The 18,350-nt window shown below is 62.0% G+C and carries 15 protein-coding genes and 1 riboswitch; of the genes, 7 read left to right on the forward strand and 8 right to left on the reverse strand.

The annotated features are described in order from the left end of the window. The 3 genes from FHX03_RS19500 to pobA form a co-directional block, all read right to left on the reverse strand. Positions 1-864 carry a branched-chain amino acid ABC transporter permease gene (locus tag FHX03_RS19500; protein ID WP_097629262.1) on the reverse strand — a complete coding sequence of 288 codons (864 nt, stop codon included), beginning with the start codon at positions 862-864 and terminating at the stop codon, positions 1-3. A gap of 69 nt (positions 865-933) precedes the next feature. After that, positions 934-2,106 carry an ABC transporter substrate-binding protein gene (locus FHX03_RS19505; protein ID WP_183855027.1) on the reverse strand — a complete coding sequence of 391 codons (1,173 nt, stop codon included), beginning with the start codon at positions 2,104-2,106 and terminating at the stop codon, positions 934-936. A 65-nt stretch (positions 2,107-2,171) separates the two neighbouring features. After that, on the reverse strand, positions 2,172-3,344 hold the full coding sequence (gene pobA / locus FHX03_RS19510) for a 4-hydroxybenzoate 3-monooxygenase (RefSeq protein ID WP_183855028.1): 1,173 nt from the start codon (positions 3,342-3,344) through the stop codon (positions 2,172-2,174). Positions 3,345-3,457: 113 nt separating this feature from the next. On the opposite strand from pobA, the gene FHX03_RS19515 reads away from it, so the two are divergent. Next, a complete protein-coding gene (locus FHX03_RS19515) occupies positions 3,458-4,342 on the forward strand; it encodes a helix-turn-helix domain-containing protein (protein ID WP_183855029.1) in 885 nt (294 codons plus the stop codon). A gap of 43 nt (positions 4,343-4,385) precedes the next feature. Here FHX03_RS19515 and FHX03_RS19520 read toward each other — a convergent pair whose 3' ends face one another. Both FHX03_RS19520 and FHX03_RS19525 read right to left on the reverse strand, forming a co-directional pair. Next, positions 4,386-6,770 (reverse strand): phosphoketolase, encoded by a 2,385-nt coding sequence (locus FHX03_RS19520; RefSeq protein ID WP_183855030.1) that lies wholly within the window; start codon positions 6,768-6,770, stop codon positions 4,386-4,388. A gap of 72 nt (positions 6,771-6,842) precedes the next feature. Continuing rightward, positions 6,843-8,021 (reverse strand): acetate/propionate family kinase, encoded by a 1,179-nt coding sequence (locus FHX03_RS19525; protein WP_183855031.1) that lies wholly within the window; start codon positions 8,019-8,021, stop codon positions 6,843-6,845. Between the two features lie 293 nt (positions 8,022-8,314). On the opposite strand from FHX03_RS19525, the gene FHX03_RS19530 reads away from it, so the two are divergent. Further along, positions 8,315-9,916, forward strand: coding sequence for an inorganic phosphate transporter (locus tag FHX03_RS19530; protein WP_183855033.1), 1,602 nt, complete (start codon positions 8,315-8,317; stop codon positions 9,914-9,916). A gap of 9 nt (positions 9,917-9,925) precedes the next feature. On the opposite strand, the gene FHX03_RS19535 is transcribed toward FHX03_RS19530, so the two are convergent. Both FHX03_RS19535 and FHX03_RS19540 read right to left on the reverse strand, forming a co-directional pair. Further along, a complete protein-coding gene (locus FHX03_RS19535) occupies positions 9,926-11,497 on the reverse strand; it encodes a putative bifunctional diguanylate cyclase/phosphodiesterase (RefSeq protein WP_097629269.1) in 1,572 nt (523 codons plus the stop codon). Between the two features lie 401 nt (positions 11,498-11,898). Next, complete coding sequence (locus FHX03_RS19540) at positions 11,899-12,453, reverse strand: histidine phosphatase family protein (protein WP_183855035.1); 555 nt, start codon at positions 12,451-12,453, stop codon at positions 11,899-11,901. Positions 12,454-12,529: 76 nt separating this feature from the next. After that, positions 12,530-12,672: riboswitch (adenosylcobalamin (AdoCbl) riboswitch) on the forward strand. A gap of 12 nt (positions 12,673-12,684) precedes the next feature. Here FHX03_RS19540 and FHX03_RS19545 point away from each other — a divergent pair. From FHX03_RS19545 to FHX03_RS19555, 3 genes are read left to right on the forward strand one after another with little or no spacing between them, the layout of a single operon-like run. Next, on the forward strand, positions 12,685-12,894 hold the full coding sequence (locus FHX03_RS19545) for a CbtB domain-containing protein (protein ID WP_097629271.1): 210 nt from the start codon (positions 12,685-12,687) through the stop codon (positions 12,892-12,894). Between the two features lie 12 nt (positions 12,895-12,906). Beyond that, a complete protein-coding gene (locus tag FHX03_RS19550) occupies positions 12,907-13,653 on the forward strand; it encodes a CbtA family protein (protein WP_183855037.1) in 747 nt (248 codons plus the stop codon). 50 nt (positions 13,654-13,703) lie between these two features. Beyond that, on the forward strand, positions 13,704-14,333 hold the full coding sequence (locus tag FHX03_RS19555) for a hypothetical protein (protein ID WP_183855039.1): 630 nt from the start codon (positions 13,704-13,706) through the stop codon (positions 14,331-14,333). Here the strand turns inward: FHX03_RS19555 and FHX03_RS19560 are convergent. After that, on the reverse strand, positions 14,318-14,980 hold the full coding sequence (locus FHX03_RS19560; RefSeq protein WP_131711041.1) for a sulfite oxidase-like oxidoreductase: 663 nt from the start codon (positions 14,978-14,980) through the stop codon (positions 14,318-14,320). The two genes, FHX03_RS19555 and FHX03_RS19560, sit on opposite strands and share 16 nt — an antisense overlap. A 179-nt stretch (positions 14,981-15,159) precedes the next feature. Between FHX03_RS19560 and FHX03_RS19565 the strand changes: the two genes are divergently transcribed. Continuing rightward, positions 15,160-16,956, forward strand: a complete 1,797-nt coding sequence (locus FHX03_RS19565) for an ATP-binding protein (RefSeq protein ID WP_375166073.1) — start codon at positions 15,160-15,162, stop codon at positions 16,954-16,956. Continuing rightward, positions 16,953-18,287, forward strand: coding sequence for a sigma-54-dependent transcriptional regulator (locus tag FHX03_RS19570; RefSeq protein ID WP_097629275.1), 1,335 nt, complete (start codon positions 16,953-16,955; stop codon positions 18,285-18,287). Before FHX03_RS19565 ends, FHX03_RS19570 begins: the two co-directional genes overlap by 4 nt. Positions 18,288-18,350: the final 63 nt, after the last annotated feature.

Below are 18,350 nucleotides of genomic sequence, written 5' to 3' on the forward strand. Positions count from 1 at the left end.
TCACTTCGTCCTTCCGGCAAGGCCGCGCGGGAAAACACAAATGATCGCGATCACCGCGAGATAGAAGAAGAATTCGCCGAATTCAGGCATCAGATAACGTCCCGTCGTATCGATTGCCCCAAGCAGCAGGCAGGCGATCAGCGCGCCCGAAATGGAACCCGCGCCGCCGACGGAGACGACGACCAGGAAGGTGACCATGTAGCGCAACGCGTAGTAGGGCTCGACCGGCAGGAGTTCGGCGCCGACCACGCCGCCAAAAGCGGCAAGCCCGACGGCGACGGCAAAGCTCACTGCGTAGATGATCTCGGTGCGCACGCCGAGTGCCGCAGCCATTGCCGCATCGTCCACGGAGGCGCGCAGCTTGACGCCGAAGCTGGTCCTTTCGATCGCAAACCAGAGCCCCAGTGCAACAGCCAGGCCGCAAAGAATGACGAAAAGCCGGTGAACGGGAATGGTGCGGAAGCCGAGATCGGCTGATCCCTGCAGCGCGGCCGGAAGCGGTATGGTCTTCAGCGTCGGCCCCATCGCGTAATTGGCGATGCCGATGACGCAGAAGGTGATGCCGATCGTCATCAGCACCTGGGTCAGCTCCGGCGCGCCGTAGATCCGGCGGTAGAGAAAACGCTCCAGCGGGATCGCGACGAGGATCGTGACGACGATGGCGGCGATGACCGCTACCGCATAAGCGAGGCCGAGATCGCGGGCGGCATAGGAGGCGATATAGCCTCCGATCATCGCGAAGGCGCCGTGCGCCAGGTTGACGACCCGCATCAGCCCCATGGTCACGGAAAGTCCGATCGATATGACGAAGAGCACCATGCCATAGGCAAAAGCGTCGACGGCTATGCTGAAGACTGTCTGCATGGAAATACCTTGCTACGATGCGACGGGCGCGGGTTGCCCCGCGTCCGCCGCCTATCACGATGCCGGACGTTACTTGGCGGCGGCCAGGCCCGGATCGCCTTGCTTCTCGAAGGTCTGGACCTCCTTGTTGATGTAGGTCCCGTCATCGGCCTTGGCGACTTCGCGAAGATAGATGTTCTGCGTGATGTGACGGCTTTCGGGGTCGATCGAAACCGGGCCGCGCGGGCTTACCCAGGCAAGACCCTTCACCGCATTGACCGCCTTTTCGGCATCCTGCTTGCCGCCCGTCGCCTCGATCATCTTGTAGATGACATACATGCCGTCATAGGCGCTGACCGCGGGGAAGGAGAGTTCGGCCTTGTTGCCGATCGCCTTGGCGGCGGCCTCGACGAAAGCCTTGTTCTCGGGCGAGTCGTGCGATACGGCATAATGGAAGGTCGTCTGGATGCCGAGTGCGGCGTCACCTAGCGCCGGCAGGTCGGATTCCTGCGTCAGATCTCCCGGCGCAAAGAACTTGATACCGGCGGCCTTCAGGCCGTTTTCATTGTAGGCCTTGACGAAGCCAAGCGTCGTCGGGCCGGAGGGCAGGAAGGCGAAGACGCCTTCCGCGCCGGAATCCTTGATGCGCTGCATGATCGGGCTGAAGTCGTTGGTTGCGAGCGGCATGCGGATCGCCTCGACCACTTGGCCGCCGGCCTTTTCGAAGCCGGTCTTGAAGGCATTCTCGGCGTCGATGCCCGGGCCGTAATCGCTGACGACCGAGATCACTTTCTTGACGCCCGCGTCGAACGCGACCTTGGCGATTGGCGTCGAGGTCTGCCAGGTGGTAAACGAGGTGCGCACGACCAGCGGGCTCTTGGTGACGATCGCCGACGTGGCGGCGTTCATGATGACCATCGGCACATTGCCCTGCTTTAGGATCGGCGTCACCGCCATGGCATCGGGGGTGAAATAGAAGCCGGCCAGATACTGGACCTTCTCCTTGACGATCAGTTCCTGCGCCAGAGCCTTGGATTGGGCGGGATCGGCCTGCGGCACGTCGCGATAGACGATCTCGACCGTGTCGTTGCCGACCTTGCTGCCGTTGACCGCCATATAGGCGTCGATGCCGGCCTTGAAGTTCTTGCCCTGAAGGGCGAACGGACCGGAGAACGGGCCGATGACGCCGACCTTGATGGTGTCGGCATGGGCAACGCTGCTGAGCACGATTGCCGCAAGCGCGGCGAGAACGAGCTTCTTCATGGTTTTGATTCCTCCCTTTTCAAAATGCGGACCTCGATGGTTCGCACCAGTCTCAAATCTTCCTGTCAGAATGGCAGTCCCACATAGTTTTCCGCGAGCGCCGTCGAGGCCGCACGGGAATGGGTGAGATAATCCAGCTCCGCCTCCTGGATCTTCTGGTCGAAATCGCCACTATCGGGAAAACGGTGCATCATCGTCGTCATCCACCAGGAAAACCGCACCGCCTTCCACACGCGGGCAAGCGCGGTCTGCGAATAGGTGTCGATGCCGTGGTCCGAGCCTTCGCGGTAATGCTCGATCAGTCCGGAGAAAAGATAATGGACGTCGCTGGCCGCAAGGTTCAGCCCCTTGGCGCCGGTCGGCGGCACGATATGCGCGGCGTCGCCGACGAGGAAGAGCCGGCCGAAACGCATGGGCTCGGCGACGAAGGAGCGCAATGGCGCGATCGATTTCTCGAAGGAGGGCGCCGTCATCAGCGCTTCGGCATGATGCGCCGGCAGACGCCTTCTGATTTCGTCCCAGAAGCGGTCATCACTCCAGTCCTCTGCCTTCTCGTCGAGCCCGCATTGGATGTAATAGCGGCTGCGCGTGGCCGAGCGCATCGAACAGAGCGCAAAGCCCCTCGGATGGTTGGCGTAGATCAGCTCATGGCTGACAGGTGCTACGTCGGCAAGCAGGCCCAACCAGCCGAAGGGATAGATCTTTTCGAAGCGCCTGATCGCCGGTTCGGGAACGGCCTTGCGGCTCGCTCCGTGAAAGCCGTCGCAGCCGGCAATGAAGTCGCAATCGATACGCTGCGCGACGCCGTCCTTGGTGTAGGTGACGAAGGTGGAGCGGCCGTCGAAATCATGCGGCGCGACATCGGCGGCATCGTAGATCGACAGGGCGCCGCTTGCTTCGCGGCGCTCCATCAGGTCGCGCGTCACCTCGGTCTGTCCGTAAACGGTGACGCGCCTGCCGCCCGTCAGGTCGTGCAGGTCGATGTGATGGTCACGGCCGTCGAAAGCCAAGGAGAAGCCGTCATGCGGCAGGCCTTCGGCATGCAGCCTCGCTCCCGCCTTGGCCTGATCCAGCAGCCCGACCGTGCCTTCCTCCAGAACGCCGGCGCGCACCCGGCCGAGGATGTAATCCTTGTGAACGCGATCGAGAACGACATTGTCGATGCCGGCCTCGGTCAGAAGCTGACCGAGCAGCAGGCCGGATGGCCCCGAACCGATGATGGCGACCTGGGTTCGCAAATGCGTCCTCCCATTTTTGCGTTTTGTCAGATTCTGCCGCGCGGTCTCTGCCGCAGCAATGGACATCCCGGCCAAAAAATTGCACTAATCGAACATTGCGCGGGAGGAGCCCGATGAGCAGGCCTGTACCGACCTACGATCTCTATGGCGAAAATACCGCGCGAGGCCCGGATTTTTGGTTGCATTGCGAAACAATTCGCTCCCGCAGCAGCTTGCATCAATGGGAAATCCGCCTGCACCGCCATGAGAGCTTCTTTCAAATATTGTACATCGAAAGCGGCTCGGGCGATGCGATCTTCGGCGAAAAGAGCTATACCATCCGCCCGCCGGCAATCATCACCGTGCCGCCCGGGCTCAACCACGGCTTTCGCTTTTCGCGCGATATCGACGGTCTCGTCATCACCCTGTTGCGGTCCCATCACCCGCTCGGCGACCGAAGCCAGTTCGGCGAATGGCTGGCGACGCCGCATCTGACACCGCTCGATCCTGACAATGCCGAGGCTGCCTATGTCATGCAGACGTTGCGGCGGCTGGGCGACGAGTTCGAAAATCGCCGCAGCGGCCGCAACGAGACGCTCGGCGCTTACGTTGCTCTGGCGCTGCGGCTGACGGCGAGAATTTCCCATGAGGGAAACAGTTATGAGCTTGTGTCGAATGAGAATGAGCGGCGCATGGAGATACTCAACGAGCTTCTTCAACAACATTTTCGATCGCACAAGCCCGCTTCCTTCTACGCCAGCGAGCTTGGAATTTCGCCGACGCATCTCACCCGCATCGTTCGGTCGACGACCGGCAGTACCCCACACGAGTTGATCGCCGGCAAACTCATCGAGGAGGCAAAACGGCAGCTCGTTTTTACGCTCAGCAGCGTTCAGGAGATCTCCTTCCGGCTCGGCTTTGCCGACCCCGCCTATTTCTCGCGCTTCTTTCTCAAATATACGGGAGAAACGCCGCGGGTCTGGCGCGTGAAAGAGAAGGTTCGGCTCGAGCGCGCATAGGTTTCGGGCATTGACCTACGACGCATTCCCGAGCTCGGATCCGTTATGCCGCCGGCCACGTCCAGTTCTGCACCTCTGGCATGTCCTCGCCATACTCCCTGACATAGTCGTGATGCTTGGCAAGCTGGCCACGGAAGGCGGTGAGTGCATCCGACGCCTTCTCCTTGAGACCCGGGACGCGTTCGATCGCTTCGATGGCGAGGTGGAAGCGGTCGAGTTGGTTGAGGACGGTCATGTCGAAGGGTGTCGTCGTCGTGCCCTCCTCGATGAAGCCGCGGACATGAATGTTGCGGTGGTTGGTGCGTTTATAGGTCAGCCGGTGAATAAGATAGGGATAGCCGTGATAGGCGAAAATCACCGGCTTGTCTGATGTGAAGATCGCATCGAAGGCCTCATCGGTCAGGCCGTGCGGATGCTGATCTTTGGATTGCAGTGCCATCAGATCAACGATGTTGACGGTGCGAATCTTCAGTTCCGGAATGGCCTTGCGCAAAAGGTCGACGGCAGCGAGCGTTTCCAGGGTCGGCACGTCGCCGGCGCAGGCCATGACGAGGTCGGGAGAAATCGTGTCTTCCTCGTTGCTCGCCCAGCGCCAGATGCCGATGCCGGCCTCGCAGTGTTTCACCGCCTCGTCCATCGACAGCCATTGCGGTTCCGGCTGTTTGCCGGCGACGATGACGTTGATGCGATCGTAGGTGCGCAGGCAATGGTCGCCGACCCAGAGCAGGGTGTTGGCATCCGGCGGCAGATAAATGCGGACGATGTCGGCCTTCTTGTTGGCGACGAGATCGACGAAACCCGGATCCTGATGGCTGAAGCCGTTATGGTCCTGGCGCCAGACATGCGACGTCAGCAGATAGTTCAGCGATGAGATCGGCTTTCGCCATTCGAGCTCGCGCGTCACCTTCAGCCATTTGGCGTGCTGGTTGAACATGGAATCGATGATGTGGATGAAGGCCTCGTAGCAGGAGAAGAGGCCGTGCCGGCCGGTCAGCAGGTAGCCTTCCAGCCAGCCCTGGCAGAGATGTTCGGAGAGCACCTCCATGACGCGCCCATCCCGGGAGAGGTTGATATCGTAGGGTTCGATACCTTCCATCCAGATGCGGTCGGTGACTTCGAAGACGCTGCCGAGACGGTTCGATTCCGTCTCATCGGGGCCGAAGATACGGAAGTTGGCAGCCTCCGCGTTGCGCTTCATCGTGTCGCGCAGGTAATGGCCGAGGATCTCCGTCGACTGCACCATGGCGCTGCCGCGCTTGCCGATATCGACCGCATAGTCGCTTATATCGGGAACATCGAGTTCTTTGCGAAGCAAGCCGCCATTGGTGTGGGGATTGGCGCCCATGCGACGTTTGCCGGCAGGGGCGAGTGCCCGCAGCTCGGGCTTCAGCCGGCCGTCGGTGCCGAAAAGATCTTCCGGATCGTAGCTGCGCATCCAATCCTCGAGGATATTACGATGGCGATCGTTTCCGCGGCAGTTGGATACCGGCACTTGATGAGCGCGCCAGAAGCCTTCCACCTTCTTGCCGTCGACCTCCTTCGGGCCCGTCCAGCCCTTGGGGCTACGCAGCACGATCATCGGCCAGCGCGGGCAGCCCTTCGCGGCCTGACCGTTGCGGGCCTGCTTCTGGATCTCGCGGATGCCGTCGAAGACCTGGTCCATTGTCGCCGCCATCTGCTGATGCATGTCGTGCGGCTCGTGTCCTTCGACGAAGAAGGGTTCGTAGCCGTAGCCTTCGAAGAGGCGCCGGAGGTCATCGTCACCCGCACGGCCGAGAATCGTCGGGTTGGCGATCTTGTAGCCGTTCAGATGCAGGATCGGCAGCACGGCGCCGTCGCGGGCAGGATTGAGGAATTTGTTGGAATGCCAGCTGGCGGCCAGCGGCCCGGTCTCGGCCTCGCCATCCCCGACGACGCAGGCGACGATCAGATCGGGGTTGTCAAAGGCTGCGCCATAGGCATGGACGAGGGCGTAGCCGAGTTCGCCGCCCTCGTGAATGGAACCGGGGGTTTCTGGCGCTGCATGGCTCGGGATGCCGCCCGGGAAGGAGAATTGCCGGAAAAGCTTGCGCATGCCTTCGGCGTCCTCGGATATGTCAGGGTAAAGCTCGCTGTAGCTGCCTTCGAGATAGGTATTGGCGACCATACCAGGCCCGCCATGGCCGGGGCCGCATATGTATATGACGTCGAGATCGCGGGCGCGGATCAGACGGTTTAGATGCGCATAGACGAAGTTGAGGCCGGGTGTCGTGCCCCAGTGGCCAAGCAGGCGGGGCTTGATGTGCTCCGGTTTCAGCGGCTCGCGCAGCAGGGGATTGGCAAGCAGATAGATCTGCCCGACCGAGAGATAATTGGCGGCTCGCCAATAGCGGTCGGTCAGGGTGAGTTCGGCGTCGGTCAGGGCGGCGGTCGAGACATGCTTCTCCATGGGTTTCTCCCGTTCGAAAACGTCTTTAACGCTTGTTCTACCGGCTGGCGCCGGCATGTTGTTTGATCTCGATCAGCCAGTGCCAAGAATGGACAGCGCCTCGTCGGCGATAACCTGCTCCTCATCGGTGGCGATGACGTGGGCGGTGATACGACTTTCCCCGGTGCTGATCGTGAATTCATTGGCGATATTGGCCTTTTCGTCGACCGCAAGGCCGAGCCAGGAGAGCCGTTTCGCTACGCCGGCGCGGATCTCCGGCTGATGCTCGCCGATACCAGCAGTGAAGACGACTGCATCAAGGCCGCCGAGCGTTACAGCCATGCGGCCGATTTCGCCGGCAATGCGCAGCGTGAAGAGGTCGATTGCCTGGCGCGCCTCCGGCCGTGTGTCGTTCAAAAGGTCGCGGATATCGGCGCTGATGCCGGAGACCCCGAGCAGGCCGGAGCGGTGATAGAGCAGGTCTTCGATCTCTTCGAAGGATTGTTTCCGCTGACCGGCTAGATGCAGAATGACGCCGGGATCGAGTGAGCCCGGGCGCGTCCCCATTGGGATGCCGTCGAGCGTCGAAAAGCCCATGCTGCAGTCGCGGCTGACGCCTTGATCGAGCGCACAGAGGCTGGCGCCGCTGCCGAGATGGGCGACCACTGCCTTTGCCGCTTGTGGCGCCTTGCGGGTTAGCTCGCCGGCGATGAATTTATAGGAAAGGCCATGAAAGCCGTAGCGCTTGATGCCTTCCGCATGCAACGCACGAGGAATGGCGAAGCGGCGAACGAGATCGTCCTGCGTGGCATGGAAGGCGGTGTCGAAGGACGCCGTCTGGGCAAGATGCGGTTTCAGATGCGTGAGCGCTCGGATGAACCGCAGCGCCTGCGGCTGATGCAGGGGTGCCAGCGGCGTCAGCGCATCGACGCCATCGATTGCGGCTGCGTCGAGGGCGATTGCACCGGTGAAACGGTCGCCGCCATGGACGACGCGGTGGCCGGCGGCGCGGGTGGCGGCAATGTCGAAATGATCGGCGAGAAGTCCGAGGACCTCATCGATAACGCCGTGCAGGTCTTCCGTCACCTCGGCCTTCAACGGCATGTCGACCGTCTGCGCTCCCTGGCTCAGACCGAGCGAGAGCGGTTCGGCGCGGAAATCGATCACCCCCTTGCCGATTCGCCGCGCCTCGCCGCCATCCATGGCGAAGATGCCGATCTTGATCGTGGAGGAGCCGGCATTGAAGGTCAGGAGGAAGTCGGTCGATGACATGATCTTCGGGGCTCCGCGCAGTCGTCACGATGACCGAACTTAGGGTCGGGGCAGCGGACGGAAAGGCATCTGTTCGCCCGTCGCATATTTTCTCCCTGCACATCCTATATCATCCTGTCCGGCTGGGAATGTGACGCGGCATCTCACAGGATGCGCCGGGCGGCAAGTCTGCGACGGCCAATATCGCCTGATGTCAGTGCGTTACGGAGCGGACCCGAACACGTCACGAGAGCTTCATGCTGCGGAACTATTAACAAAAGGCAAACTTGCAAAACGGAATAAGGAACTATGCCATGGCCGATATTGCCCCCAGCCAGGTTCATAGCGACACTTCCCACCCGCTCCACAGCTCAAATTCATCAGGCAAATGGTTCTTGCCGCTCTTCGCGCTCGTTCTGGTCTGCGGTCTTGGATATGTCGCCTATGCACTCGGACGCGACCTGACAACCGCAGTTGCCGTTCCCTGGATTCTGCTCGGCCTTGCGCTGCTGATCGCGCTCGGTTTCGAATTCGTCAACGGTTTCCACGATACGGCCAATGCCGTCGCCACCGTCATCTACACCCGTTCCATGCCGGCCGAATTCGCCGTCATCTGGTCGGGCTTCTTCAACTTCCTCGGGGTGCTGACCTCGAGCGGCGCCGTCGCTTTCGGCATTCTGGCGCTGCTGCCGGTGGAACTGATCCTGCAGGTCGGCTCCGGCTCCGGCCTTGCCATGGTCTTTGCGCTGCTGATCGCCGCGATCGTCTGGAACCTCGGCACCTGGTATCTCGGTCTGCCATCGTCGAGCTCGCATACGCTCGTGGGATCAATCATCGGCGTCGGCCTCGCCAATCAGTTCCTGGCGCCGGCAGGCACGGCGACGAGCGGTGTCGACTGGTCGCAGGCGACCAATATCGGCCTGTCGCTGCTGATCTCGCCGCTGATCGGCTTCGGTCTATCCGCTGTTCTGCTGCTGGTGATGAAGCTTCTGGTGCGCAACAATGCGCTCTATGCCGAACCGAAGGGCAACCAGCCGCCGCCGCTTTGGATCCGCGCGATCCTGATCTTCACCTGCACCGGCGTCAGCTTCGCCCACGGCTCCAACGACGGCCAGAAGGGCATGGGTCTGATCATGCTCATCCTGATCGGCCTGGTGCCGACGGCCTTCGCGCTGAACCGCACGCCTGATGTGAACTATCTCGAGGCCTACAAGTCGGCATCGGTCCAGGTCGAATCCGCGCTCGCCAAATATGTGAAGCCGGGTGTTACCGTCACGGACTACAAGGCGGAGGTCAGCAACGCGGTCAAGAACAAGATCTGGACGGACGCGACGACACCGGCCCTGCAGCAATATATCCATCGGACAAGCGCCGAAGTCGCGGCCTTCCCGACGCTCGAAGCGGTGCCGACCAATCTCGTCGGCAACGTCCGCAACGACATCTACCTGATCGGCGAGGCGCTGAAGCTGATCGACAAGCAGAAGCTGCTACCGATGGATGCCGGCGATCTCAGCGCGGTGACGAACTACCACAAGGCGGTCGACAACGCGACGAAGTTCATCCCGCTTTGGGTGAAGGTGGCGGTCGCGATCGCGCTTGGCCTCGGCACGATGGTGGGCTGGAAGCGCATCGTCGTCACCGTCGGCGAAAAGATCGGCAAGACGCACCTGACTTACGGCCAGGGCGCGGCAGCCGAAGTCGTGGCGATGGTCACCATCGCTTCGGCCGATCACCTCGGCCTGCCGGTCTCGACCACGCATGTCCTGTCGTCAGGCGTCGCCGGCACTATGGCGGCGAACGGTTCCGGCCTGCAATGGTCAACCGTGCGCAATATGCTAATGGCCTGGGTGCTGACCCTGCCGGCCTCGATCGCGATCGCCTTCGTGCTCTTCGTGATCCTGCGCCAAGTTTTTTAAGACATAGCGTCAGGCCGTGGAGGCCAGACTGGCATTGCGATCGCTGATGAAGATGCCCGCCTCGGCGGCGGGCATTGCCTTGCCGAAAAGATAGCCTTGGCCGATGTCGCAGCCAAGCTGCAGCAGGAAGGCAAGCTGGCCGTGCTCCTCGACGCCTTCGGCAGTCGTCTTGATGTTGAGGCTCCGGCCGAGGCCAAGCATAGCGCGGACGATCTTTTCCTGGCGTTCGTCGCCGCGATAGGTGGCGATGAAGCTTTTGTCGATCTTGATCTTGTCGAAATGATAACGGGCGAGCTGGGCCAGACTCGAATAGCCCGTGCCGAAATCGTCGAGCGCGATCTGGATGCCGGCCGCGTGCAGCTCGTCGAGGATGACGGCGGCGACGACGGGATCCTGGATCAGCGCGTTCTCGGTGATCTCCACCTCCAGGCGCTGCGGCGGCAGCCGGCTTGCCGCAAGGACTTTGAGAATACGCGACGTCAGCAGCCTGTCTTCCATCTGCACCGGCGAGACGTTGAAGGACAACATCACATGGTCCGGCCAGGTGAGTGCGTCGCTGCAGGCCTGGGCGAGAAGATCCTCGAACAATGCGGTGATCATCCCGTTTTCCTCGGCGATATCGATGAAAACAGGCGGCGGTATGTTGACGCCATCGTCACTGATCCAGCGCGCCAAGGCCTCGAAGCCGCAGAGCTGACCGGTCTTCAGGTCGATCAGCGGCTGATAAAAGGGTTTGATCGCCTTGCTGGAGATTGCGGCGCGCAATCTGGTTTCCAGCGCTGCGCGTTCCGTGACCTTGTCCTGCATGGCCGGTTCGAAAACGAAATAATGGTTGGGGCCGCGTGATTTCGCCTCGTACATGGCGAGGTCGGCCCGATGAGCGGCATCCTCCAGCGGTTCGGTTCCCTCGGCCCAGCGGTCGTAGCCGACGCTGGCGCCGACTTCGACGGCAAAACCATCGATATGGATCGGCCTGGTGACCGCCTGGATCAGCAGCTTGGCAAAGCGCTCCTCCCGCTGCGCTGTCAGGGCAAAGGCTACAATGATGAATTCGTCGCCGCCGAATCGATAGACGCAATCGGCATTGCCGAGCGCGCAGATCCGCCGGGCAACCTCGATCAGCAGAATGTCGCCCCCCTTGTGGCCGACGAGATCGTTGACTTTCTTGAAGCCGTCGAGATCGACGGAGAAAAGCGTGACGTTCTCGTCCCACTCCTCAATCTGGTCCTCGTCGTCCTTGATCGGCCGTGAGAGGATCTTGCGTTCGAAGGCGTAGCGGTTCGGCAGCTTGGTCAGATGGTCGTGGGTCGCAGTCCAATCGGCCTTCGCCTGGGCGGCGGCGCGCAGTTCCGTTTCCTTGCGCAGGTCGGCGATGCGCAGCACCGAATAGATGAAGCTCATGGCGCCGGCGATGCCAAGCGCCAGAACGAGTTTGTCGGCGCCGTATTCGCCGAAACCGGTCATGAAGAAGACAAGGCTGTCGTCAAGCTGCAAAAGCGCGCCGAGGAGCCAGAGAGTTATCCCAAGCCCGACGATCGATACGCATTGCCTTCCGGCCCTGCTCTGGAAAAACACCGGCATGTGGCCTTCTCCATCTCCACCATCTGCCGAACTATCATGAAAGTCTGAAATGTTCGTTGAAACCAGAAGGCGAATTTTTGGAGGCGGCAGCCTGTTGCTGCACCGTTGAGGGACTGAGGATGCTGAGCCGGGACGGGAAAGAACGAAGGCGAGCGTGCTGGTGCATCGCTCGCCTTTTCTCGTGCTTCAGGCGGTGACGATCAGCAGCGGAACGCTGACGATGAGACCGACCAGAACCGTGATTGTGGCGACACGCATCAAACGCAGACGACGCGTGCGCTCCCCACTCCAATCATATGTCATTCTTCCATCTCCTTGGGAAAGGAAGTAGTCCCGGTCAAACCCGGTTCAATAGAGATGACGCGATTTGCTTGTGTAAGGCTGGATAAAATGAGGAGCCGCTAATACGGAAAGCGCAGAGACCAGCGGCTGCCATTGCTGGTCATGCAAACGATGGCGAGCGGCTCGATATCGCTCCGCCAGAAGGAGGAGTGCGGCGCCTGAAGCACATGGGCGACCGCCGCCCGGATCACGGCCGCGTGGCTGATGGCAATCACATGGCCGCCGAGGGCGGATTCACCGTCCATCCAGCCGGCGACGCGTGTTCTGAGATCAAGAAGGCTTTCGCCACCATGCGGGGCCGCTTCCGGATCGCTCATCCAGGCCACGAGGTTCCCCGGCTCTTCGGCCTCGATCGTTGTGATCGACCTGCCGGCCCAGCGGCCATGGTCGCAATCACGCAGCGCCTGATCTATCCGGGCTTCGAGGCGGAGCGCGTCAGCGGTCTGGCGGGCGCGCAAAGCGGGGCTGGTGGCGATACGGTCGGCGCGGGGTGGGGCAGCCATCCGGCCGGCGTCTTCCGCCGCCTTGCCTTCCAGCGGTTCGTCAAGTGGGAACAGCGTCTTGCGGCTCGCCGTCGTCGCGCCGTGGCAGATCCAGGTGAGGCGCGTATTCACAGTCTTCCGATCTCCCGGGGTGCAGTGGGACGGCCCTTTGCCGGCTCGTGAAGTTTCGTTGACAGTCTCTTCGGCGAGCAGATATAACCGTGTTGTTGCGGGTTTGGAAGCCGGTGGAAATCCGGCGCGGTCGCGCCACTGTGACCAGCGTGTTGAAGCTTTTTCACGCTGGAAGTCAGACCTTACCGCACAAACACTCTTTCGACTGAACGCGTCATTCCGGAGGAATACATGTCTGACACCACTTTCGCGCCCGCCGCGGCGCCGGCCCCGATCCCCGTCGGCGAAATCCTGCCCTGGGCGATCTTCGGCGGCCTGCTGATGCTTATCGCCATCTATTTCGTTGGCACCGAGGAAGGCGCGATGGCGCTGTTCAACGGCATGTATGTGCACGAATTCGTGCATGACGCCCGCCATCTCCTTGGCTTTCCCTGCCACTAGGGAGATATTGACATGGTTGGAAACCTTCTCCTTCGCGGCATGCTCGCGGGGCTGCTCGGTGGCATCCTCGTTTTCGTTTTCGCCCATGTCTTCGGCGAGCCGCTGGTCGATGCGGCGATCGCTTTCGAGGAGGCGAGCGCCCAGGCGGCCGGCGAAGCTGCCGAACCTGAAATCGTCAGCCGGGCCACCCAGGCCGGTCTCGGCCTTTTCACCGGCGTCATGGCTTACAGCATCGCCGTCGGCGGGCTTTTCGCGCTCGCTTTTGCTTTCGTGCACGGCCGCGTCAGCAATCTTTCGGCGCGCGGCACCTCGGCGGTCATCGCCATTTTCGCCTACGTGGCGATCGTGCTCGTTCCCGCTATCAAATATCCGGCCAACCCGCCGGCGGTCGGCAATGCCGATACGATCGGCGTCAGGACCGAGCTGTTCTTCCTGATGATTGTCGTCTCGCTCGCCGCGCTGATTGCCGCGGTGGCGCTGTCGCGCCGTCTTTCCGAGCGTTTCGGCCTCTGGAACGGCGCGATCATTGCCGGCATCGCCTATCTCGTCTTCATCGTGCTCGTGCTCTATCTGCTGCCGCCGATCAACGAGGTGCCGGAGAACTTCTCGGCCATGGTGCTCTGGCGTTTCCGGACGACAACGCTCGCCATGCATGCGATCCTCTGGGCAACACTTGGCCTTGGCTTCGGGGCGCTGGCGGAAAAGCGGCTTGCTGCGAAGGGCGGCCAGCGGAGCCGGCCGGCAACGGCACTCCACTGAACGCAATGAAGGGCGCCGTTTTGCCGGCGCCCTTGGGTTTTCAAGCGACCATGAAAAGCAGCAGAGCCATATCAATCCTGTCGGCGGCCTTTGCCGCCGCCTTCTTTTGCATGCCTGCTGAAAACGCCCTTGCTCATAGTCGCAGCGCCGGCGGCAGCCAAGCGGGTCTCGATATCCCAGAAATTTCGCATGGCGAGATGGCGGTGATTTCGCACTATCGCGGCCGAATTATCGGCCTGGCGTCCCGCGCAGTCGATACAAACGAGCCCTTCCGCCGCGTTCTGAACTATGCCGAAATCCAATATTCCTATCGTCTTTGGGGGCGGATGCCGGGCAGCGTGGCCGACGAGGAAAGTCCCTTCAACGAATGCGCCCACGCCTACCTCGCGGCGACGAAAGCTGTGTTGATGGCGATGCGCGAGATGCCAGGGGAGCGGGCTGTGGCGAGTGAAATCATTTCCGCGGTCGACGCCGACATGGTGCGGCGCGGGCTTGCGCTCATCACCTGCCGGTTCAGCGGCGAGGCCTTCAACACCGCCGGTCTCGTCAATCCACGCTGGAGCAAGGTGCCGCTTCATCCCGCCAGCATGGCGTCGCTGACGGCGCTCGCCTTGATGCTCGGGCTTGGTGTCCTTGCGCTGGGCCGCTTTCTGCGGCCGAAGACTCAATCGTCGGAATAGCGCTGCTCGCGCCACGGATCGCCATACATATGATAGCCGTTCTTTTCCCAGAAGCCGGCTTCGTCCTCCGGCATCAGTTCGATGCGGCGCAGCCATTTGGCGCTTTTCCAGAAGTAAAGATGCGGCACGACGAGGCGCATCGGGCCGCCGTGGTCCGGCGTCAGCGGCAGGCCTTCCCAGGATGTCACTAGGATCGCGTCCTCGGCGGCGAAGTCGGCAAGCGGCAGGTTGGTGGTATAGCCATCATAACTCGTCAGCATGACGTAAGCGGCTTCCGGCTTCGGCATGGCGAGATCGAGCAGATCGCGCGTGGAAACACCCTTCCATTTGTTGTCGTAGCGCGACCAGGTGGTGACGCAGTGGATATCGCTGACCTTGGTGCTCTGCTCAATCGCGTGGAAGTTGGCCCAGGTGAGGGTGAGCGGGGTTTCGACAAGGCCGCGCACTTCGAGACGCCAGGTTTCGGTGGATATGACGGGCTGCTGGCCGAGATCGAGCACCGGCCAGTTCTTGACGAGGTGCTGGCCGGGCGGCAGGCGCTCGGTTTCAGGGCGGGCTATGCGACCAGTCAGGAACTTGCCCTCAGCCGCCCAGCGCCGCTTGGAGCTGGTGAGCTTGCTATCGGCGGGCGTGTTGTCGTCGCTCATGATAGGGTTCCCTTGCGATGCAGCAATAGGATATCGGCCTTTGCCGGGTGTCAAGTTCGACGGCCCTTGGAAATCGCTGCCGGTATTATTAGACTTGGGTATGCCTCACTGGGGAGTGGAGGCGGAAAGGGGAGGAGCCGGATCTGTCTTCGAGATATCGTGCGATAGCGGCGTTGCTGGTGGTGCCGGTGATCATCTTCGCCTTCTTCACCTATGGAAGCGCGATCGCGACGCGCGCCTATATGGGGGAAGCCTCGGCGCAGGCGGGAACGGCGTTGCGCCTTGCCGTCTCGGCCCTCAGCGGTCACCTCAACCGCTACGAGGCGCTGCCGGCACTGATCGCCGATCACGACGACATCAAGGAACTGGTGAGTGCACCCGAGGATGCGGTCTTGCGCGATGCGGCCAATCTCTATCTCAAGGAGATCAACGGCCTGCTGAAATCCTCCGACATTTATGTGGTCAAGCCTGATGGAGAGACCATCGCGGCCAGCAATTACGATGGACCGGGAAGCTTCGTCGGGCAGAATTTCAGCTACCGGCCTTATTTCCAGGACGCGATCGAAGGCCGGCAGGCGCGGTTCTATGCACTCGGCACTACCTCGCTAAAGCGCGGCTATTATTTCTCGGCGCCTATCAGGGTGGAGGCGGATATTCGTGGCGTCATCGTCTTCAAGGTCGATATCGACATGATCGAAGCCTCCTGGGGCGGCGGCGAATACAAGATCTTCGTCTCCGATCCGGAGGGTATCATCTTCATGTCGGGCAGCCCGGAATGGCTGTACGGGGCGATCCTGCCGCTGACGGCTGACCGTATCGCACGGACGGAAGCGTCGCGGCGTTATGCCAATGCCAGGCTGACAGAGTTGCCGGTGTCGCGCCAGCGCTTTGAGCCGCATGAGCTGATGACGCTTAACGGCGAGCGCGGGTCTAGCGAATATCTGGTGCTCTCGCACTACATGCCGACCGAAGATTGGACGGTGAACGTGCTGATGGAAACGAGTTCCATTCGCGCCCAGGCGCGCACGGCGCTTGCGGCCGTCTTTCTCATCCTCTGCATCGCCGGGCTTGCGGTCGCAGTTCTGCGCCAACGGCGGGCGCGGCTTGCCGAGCGCATGCAGTTGCAGGCCGAGGCCCGCAACGAGCTGGAACGACGCGTCGAGGAACGCACGGCCGACCTTGCTCGCGTTAACAGCCGCATCGAAGAGGAAATAGCCGAGCGGCGGTTGACCGAGCAGCAGCTGCGCCAGACCCAGGCCGACCTCATCCAGGCCGGAAAACTTGCCGGTCTCGGACAGATGTCGGCTGCCCTTTCCCACGAGTTCAACCAGCCGCTCGCCGCCGCCAAGACCTATACGGACAGCGCCTCGGTGCTCATTGATCGCGGTCGGACGGAGGAGGCGCGGGACAATATCCGGCGCATCGGCGGCCTGATCGACCGGATGGCATCGATCAGCCGTCACCTGCGCAACTTCGCCCGTAAGCCGAACGAGAAGCTCGGTCCTGTTTCGCTCGACGAGGCTATGCGCGATACGCTCGAGATCATCGCCTGGCGGCTGAAGGCGGCGGATGCAGAGCTGTTGCTCGATCTCGGGCCGCGTCCGCCGGTGGTGCGTGCCGGCTCGGTGCGTTTGCAGCAGGTGCTGGTGAATGTGATTTCCAATGCGGCCGATGCCGTGGAAGGCCTGGACGACAGGCGCATCGAGATTTCGGCCTTCGAGGAAGCCGGCAAGGTGGTGTTGACGGTACGCGACCATGGGCCGGGCGTGCCACCGGCAATCGGCGAGCGCATCTTTGACCCGTTCTTCACGACCAAAGGCGTTGGCAAGGGTCTCGGCCTCGGGCTTTCGATCTCCTACAATATCGTCAAGGATTTCGGCGGCAGCCTTGCCGCCGGCAATCATCCTGACGGCGGTGCGGTGTTCCGCATCGAGCTGCAATCGGCGGCGGGGCTGATGCCGGAGGCGGCGGAATGAACGATGCGAAGATCCTTCTGGTCGATGACGAGGAGGAGTTGCGCCGTTCGACGGCGCAGGCGCTGGAACTATCAGGCTTCAGCGTCGAGACCTTTTCCAACGGCGACCATGTGCTGGAACTGATCGGCTACAGCTTTCCCGGCGTCGTCGTCAGCGATATCCGCATGCCCGGCATTGATGGCATGACGCTGATGCAGAAGATCCGCGAGATCGATCCGGAGGTGCCGGTCATTCTCGTCACCGGCCACGGCGACGTGCAGCTTGCGGTGAAGGCGATGCGCGAAGGCGCCTATGATTTCATCGAGAAGCCGTTCACGCCCGAAATGCTCGCCGGCGTCATCCGCCGGGCGATGGAGCGGCGCGGCCTCGTGCTTGAAAACCGGCTGCTGAAGGCGGTCGCCGGCAAACGCGACGATATCGAGGCGCGGCTGCCGGGGCGCACGCAGGTGATGGTGGACCTGCGCTATCGCATCCGTGCGATCGGGGCGAGCGATGCCGATACGCTCATTGTCGGCGAGACGGGAGCCGGCAAGGAGGTGGTGGCGCGGGCGCTCCACGATATCAGCGGCCGGGCAAGCCGGCCGTTCATCGCGATCAATTGCGCCGCCCTGCCGGCGAACCTGATCGAGAGCGAGCTTTTCGGCCATGAGGTCGGCGCCTTTCCGGGCGCGGTAAGGCCGCGTTACGGAAAATTCGAACACGGGCGCGGCGGCACCATTCTGCTTGATGAAATCGGCTCCATGCCCTTCGACCTGCAGGCAAAGTTCCTACGGGTGCTGCAGGAGCGGATGATTTCCCGGTTGGGATCGAATGAGACGGTGGCACTTGACGTGCGCTTTATCGCGACTAGCAAGGTGGATCTCGAGGCGGAGGTGGCGGCGGGGCGTTTCCGCGCCGACCTGTTCTACCGGCTGAACGTTGCGACGCTGCATGTGCCGTCGCTGTCGCAGCGGCGGGCGGACGTTCCACTGCTCTTTCTGCAGTTGGTGCGGGAAGCCGCCGCCCGCTACGGCCGCGACGAGGTGGCCGTGCCGCCCGAGGTGATCTCCGACATCGCCCAGCGCGACTGGCCGGGCAATGTGCGTGAACTGAGGAATGCGGCCGACCGTTTGGTTCTCGGTCTCGACGATGGCGGCCCACAGACCGGCGAGGCGACCGGGCTTGCGGAGCGCGTCGCCGAATTCGAGCGGGGTGTCATTGCCAGCGCGCTGGTGGCGCATGGCGGCAGCCTCAAGCCGGTCTATGAGACACTCGGCATTTCCCGGAAGACCCTCTACGAAAAGATGCAGAAATATGGCCTCGACAAGCGGATGCTGACCACCGAGGACTAATCTCGGCGGTTGCCTGTGTTCGTTATGGGTGGAAATCCACCCATCGCACAAGCCGTTTGTTTC

This window comes from Rhizobium sp. BK456, assembly GCF_014194045.1.
Taxonomy (GTDB): Bacteria; Pseudomonadota; Alphaproteobacteria; order Rhizobiales; family Rhizobiaceae; genus Rhizobium; species Rhizobium redzepovicii.

What these genes read in the sequence shown, in the direction of transcription:
- FHX03_RS19550 (WP_183855037.1), top strand. Translation starts at nt 12,907, where the DNA reads ATGGTTGGAAACCTTCTCCTTCGCGGCATGCTCGCGGGGCTGCTCGGT.
- FHX03_RS19555 (WP_183855039.1), top strand. Translation starts at nt 13,704, where the DNA reads ATGAAAAGCAGCAGAGCCATATCAATCCTGTCGGCGGCCTTTGCCGCC.
- FHX03_RS19515 (WP_183855029.1), top strand. Translation starts at nt 3,458, where the DNA reads ATGAGCAGGCCTGTACCGACCTACGATCTCTATGGCGAAAATACCGCG.
- FHX03_RS19545 (WP_097629271.1), top strand. Translation starts at nt 12,685, where the DNA reads ATGTCTGACACCACTTTCGCGCCCGCCGCGGCGCCGGCCCCGATCCCC.
- FHX03_RS19570 (WP_097629275.1), top strand. Translation starts at nt 16,953, where the DNA reads ATGAACGATGCGAAGATCCTTCTGGTCGATGACGAGGAGGAGTTGCGC.
- FHX03_RS19535 (WP_097629269.1), bottom strand. Translation starts at nt 11,497, where the DNA reads ATGCCGGTGTTTTTCCAGAGCAGGGCCGGAAGGCAATGCGTATCGATC.
- FHX03_RS19520 (WP_183855030.1), bottom strand. Translation starts at nt 6,770, where the DNA reads ATGGAGAAGCATGTCTCGACCGCCGCCCTGACCGACGCCGAACTCACC.
- FHX03_RS19505 (WP_183855027.1), bottom strand. Translation starts at nt 2,106, where the DNA reads ATGAAGAAGCTCGTTCTCGCCGCGCTTGCGGCAATCGTGCTCAGCAGC.
- FHX03_RS19500 (WP_097629262.1), bottom strand. Translation starts at nt 864, where the DNA reads ATGCAGACAGTCTTCAGCATAGCCGTCGACGCTTTTGCCTATGGCATG.
- FHX03_RS19525 (WP_183855031.1), bottom strand. Translation starts at nt 8,021, where the DNA reads ATGTCATCGACCGACTTCCTCCTGACCTTCAATGCCGGCTCCTCCACG.
- FHX03_RS19530 (WP_183855033.1), top strand. Translation starts at nt 8,315, where the DNA reads ATGGCCGATATTGCCCCCAGCCAGGTTCATAGCGACACTTCCCACCCG.
- FHX03_RS19560 (WP_131711041.1), bottom strand. Translation starts at nt 14,980, where the DNA reads ATGAGCGACGACAACACGCCCGCCGATAGCAAGCTCACCAGCTCCAAG.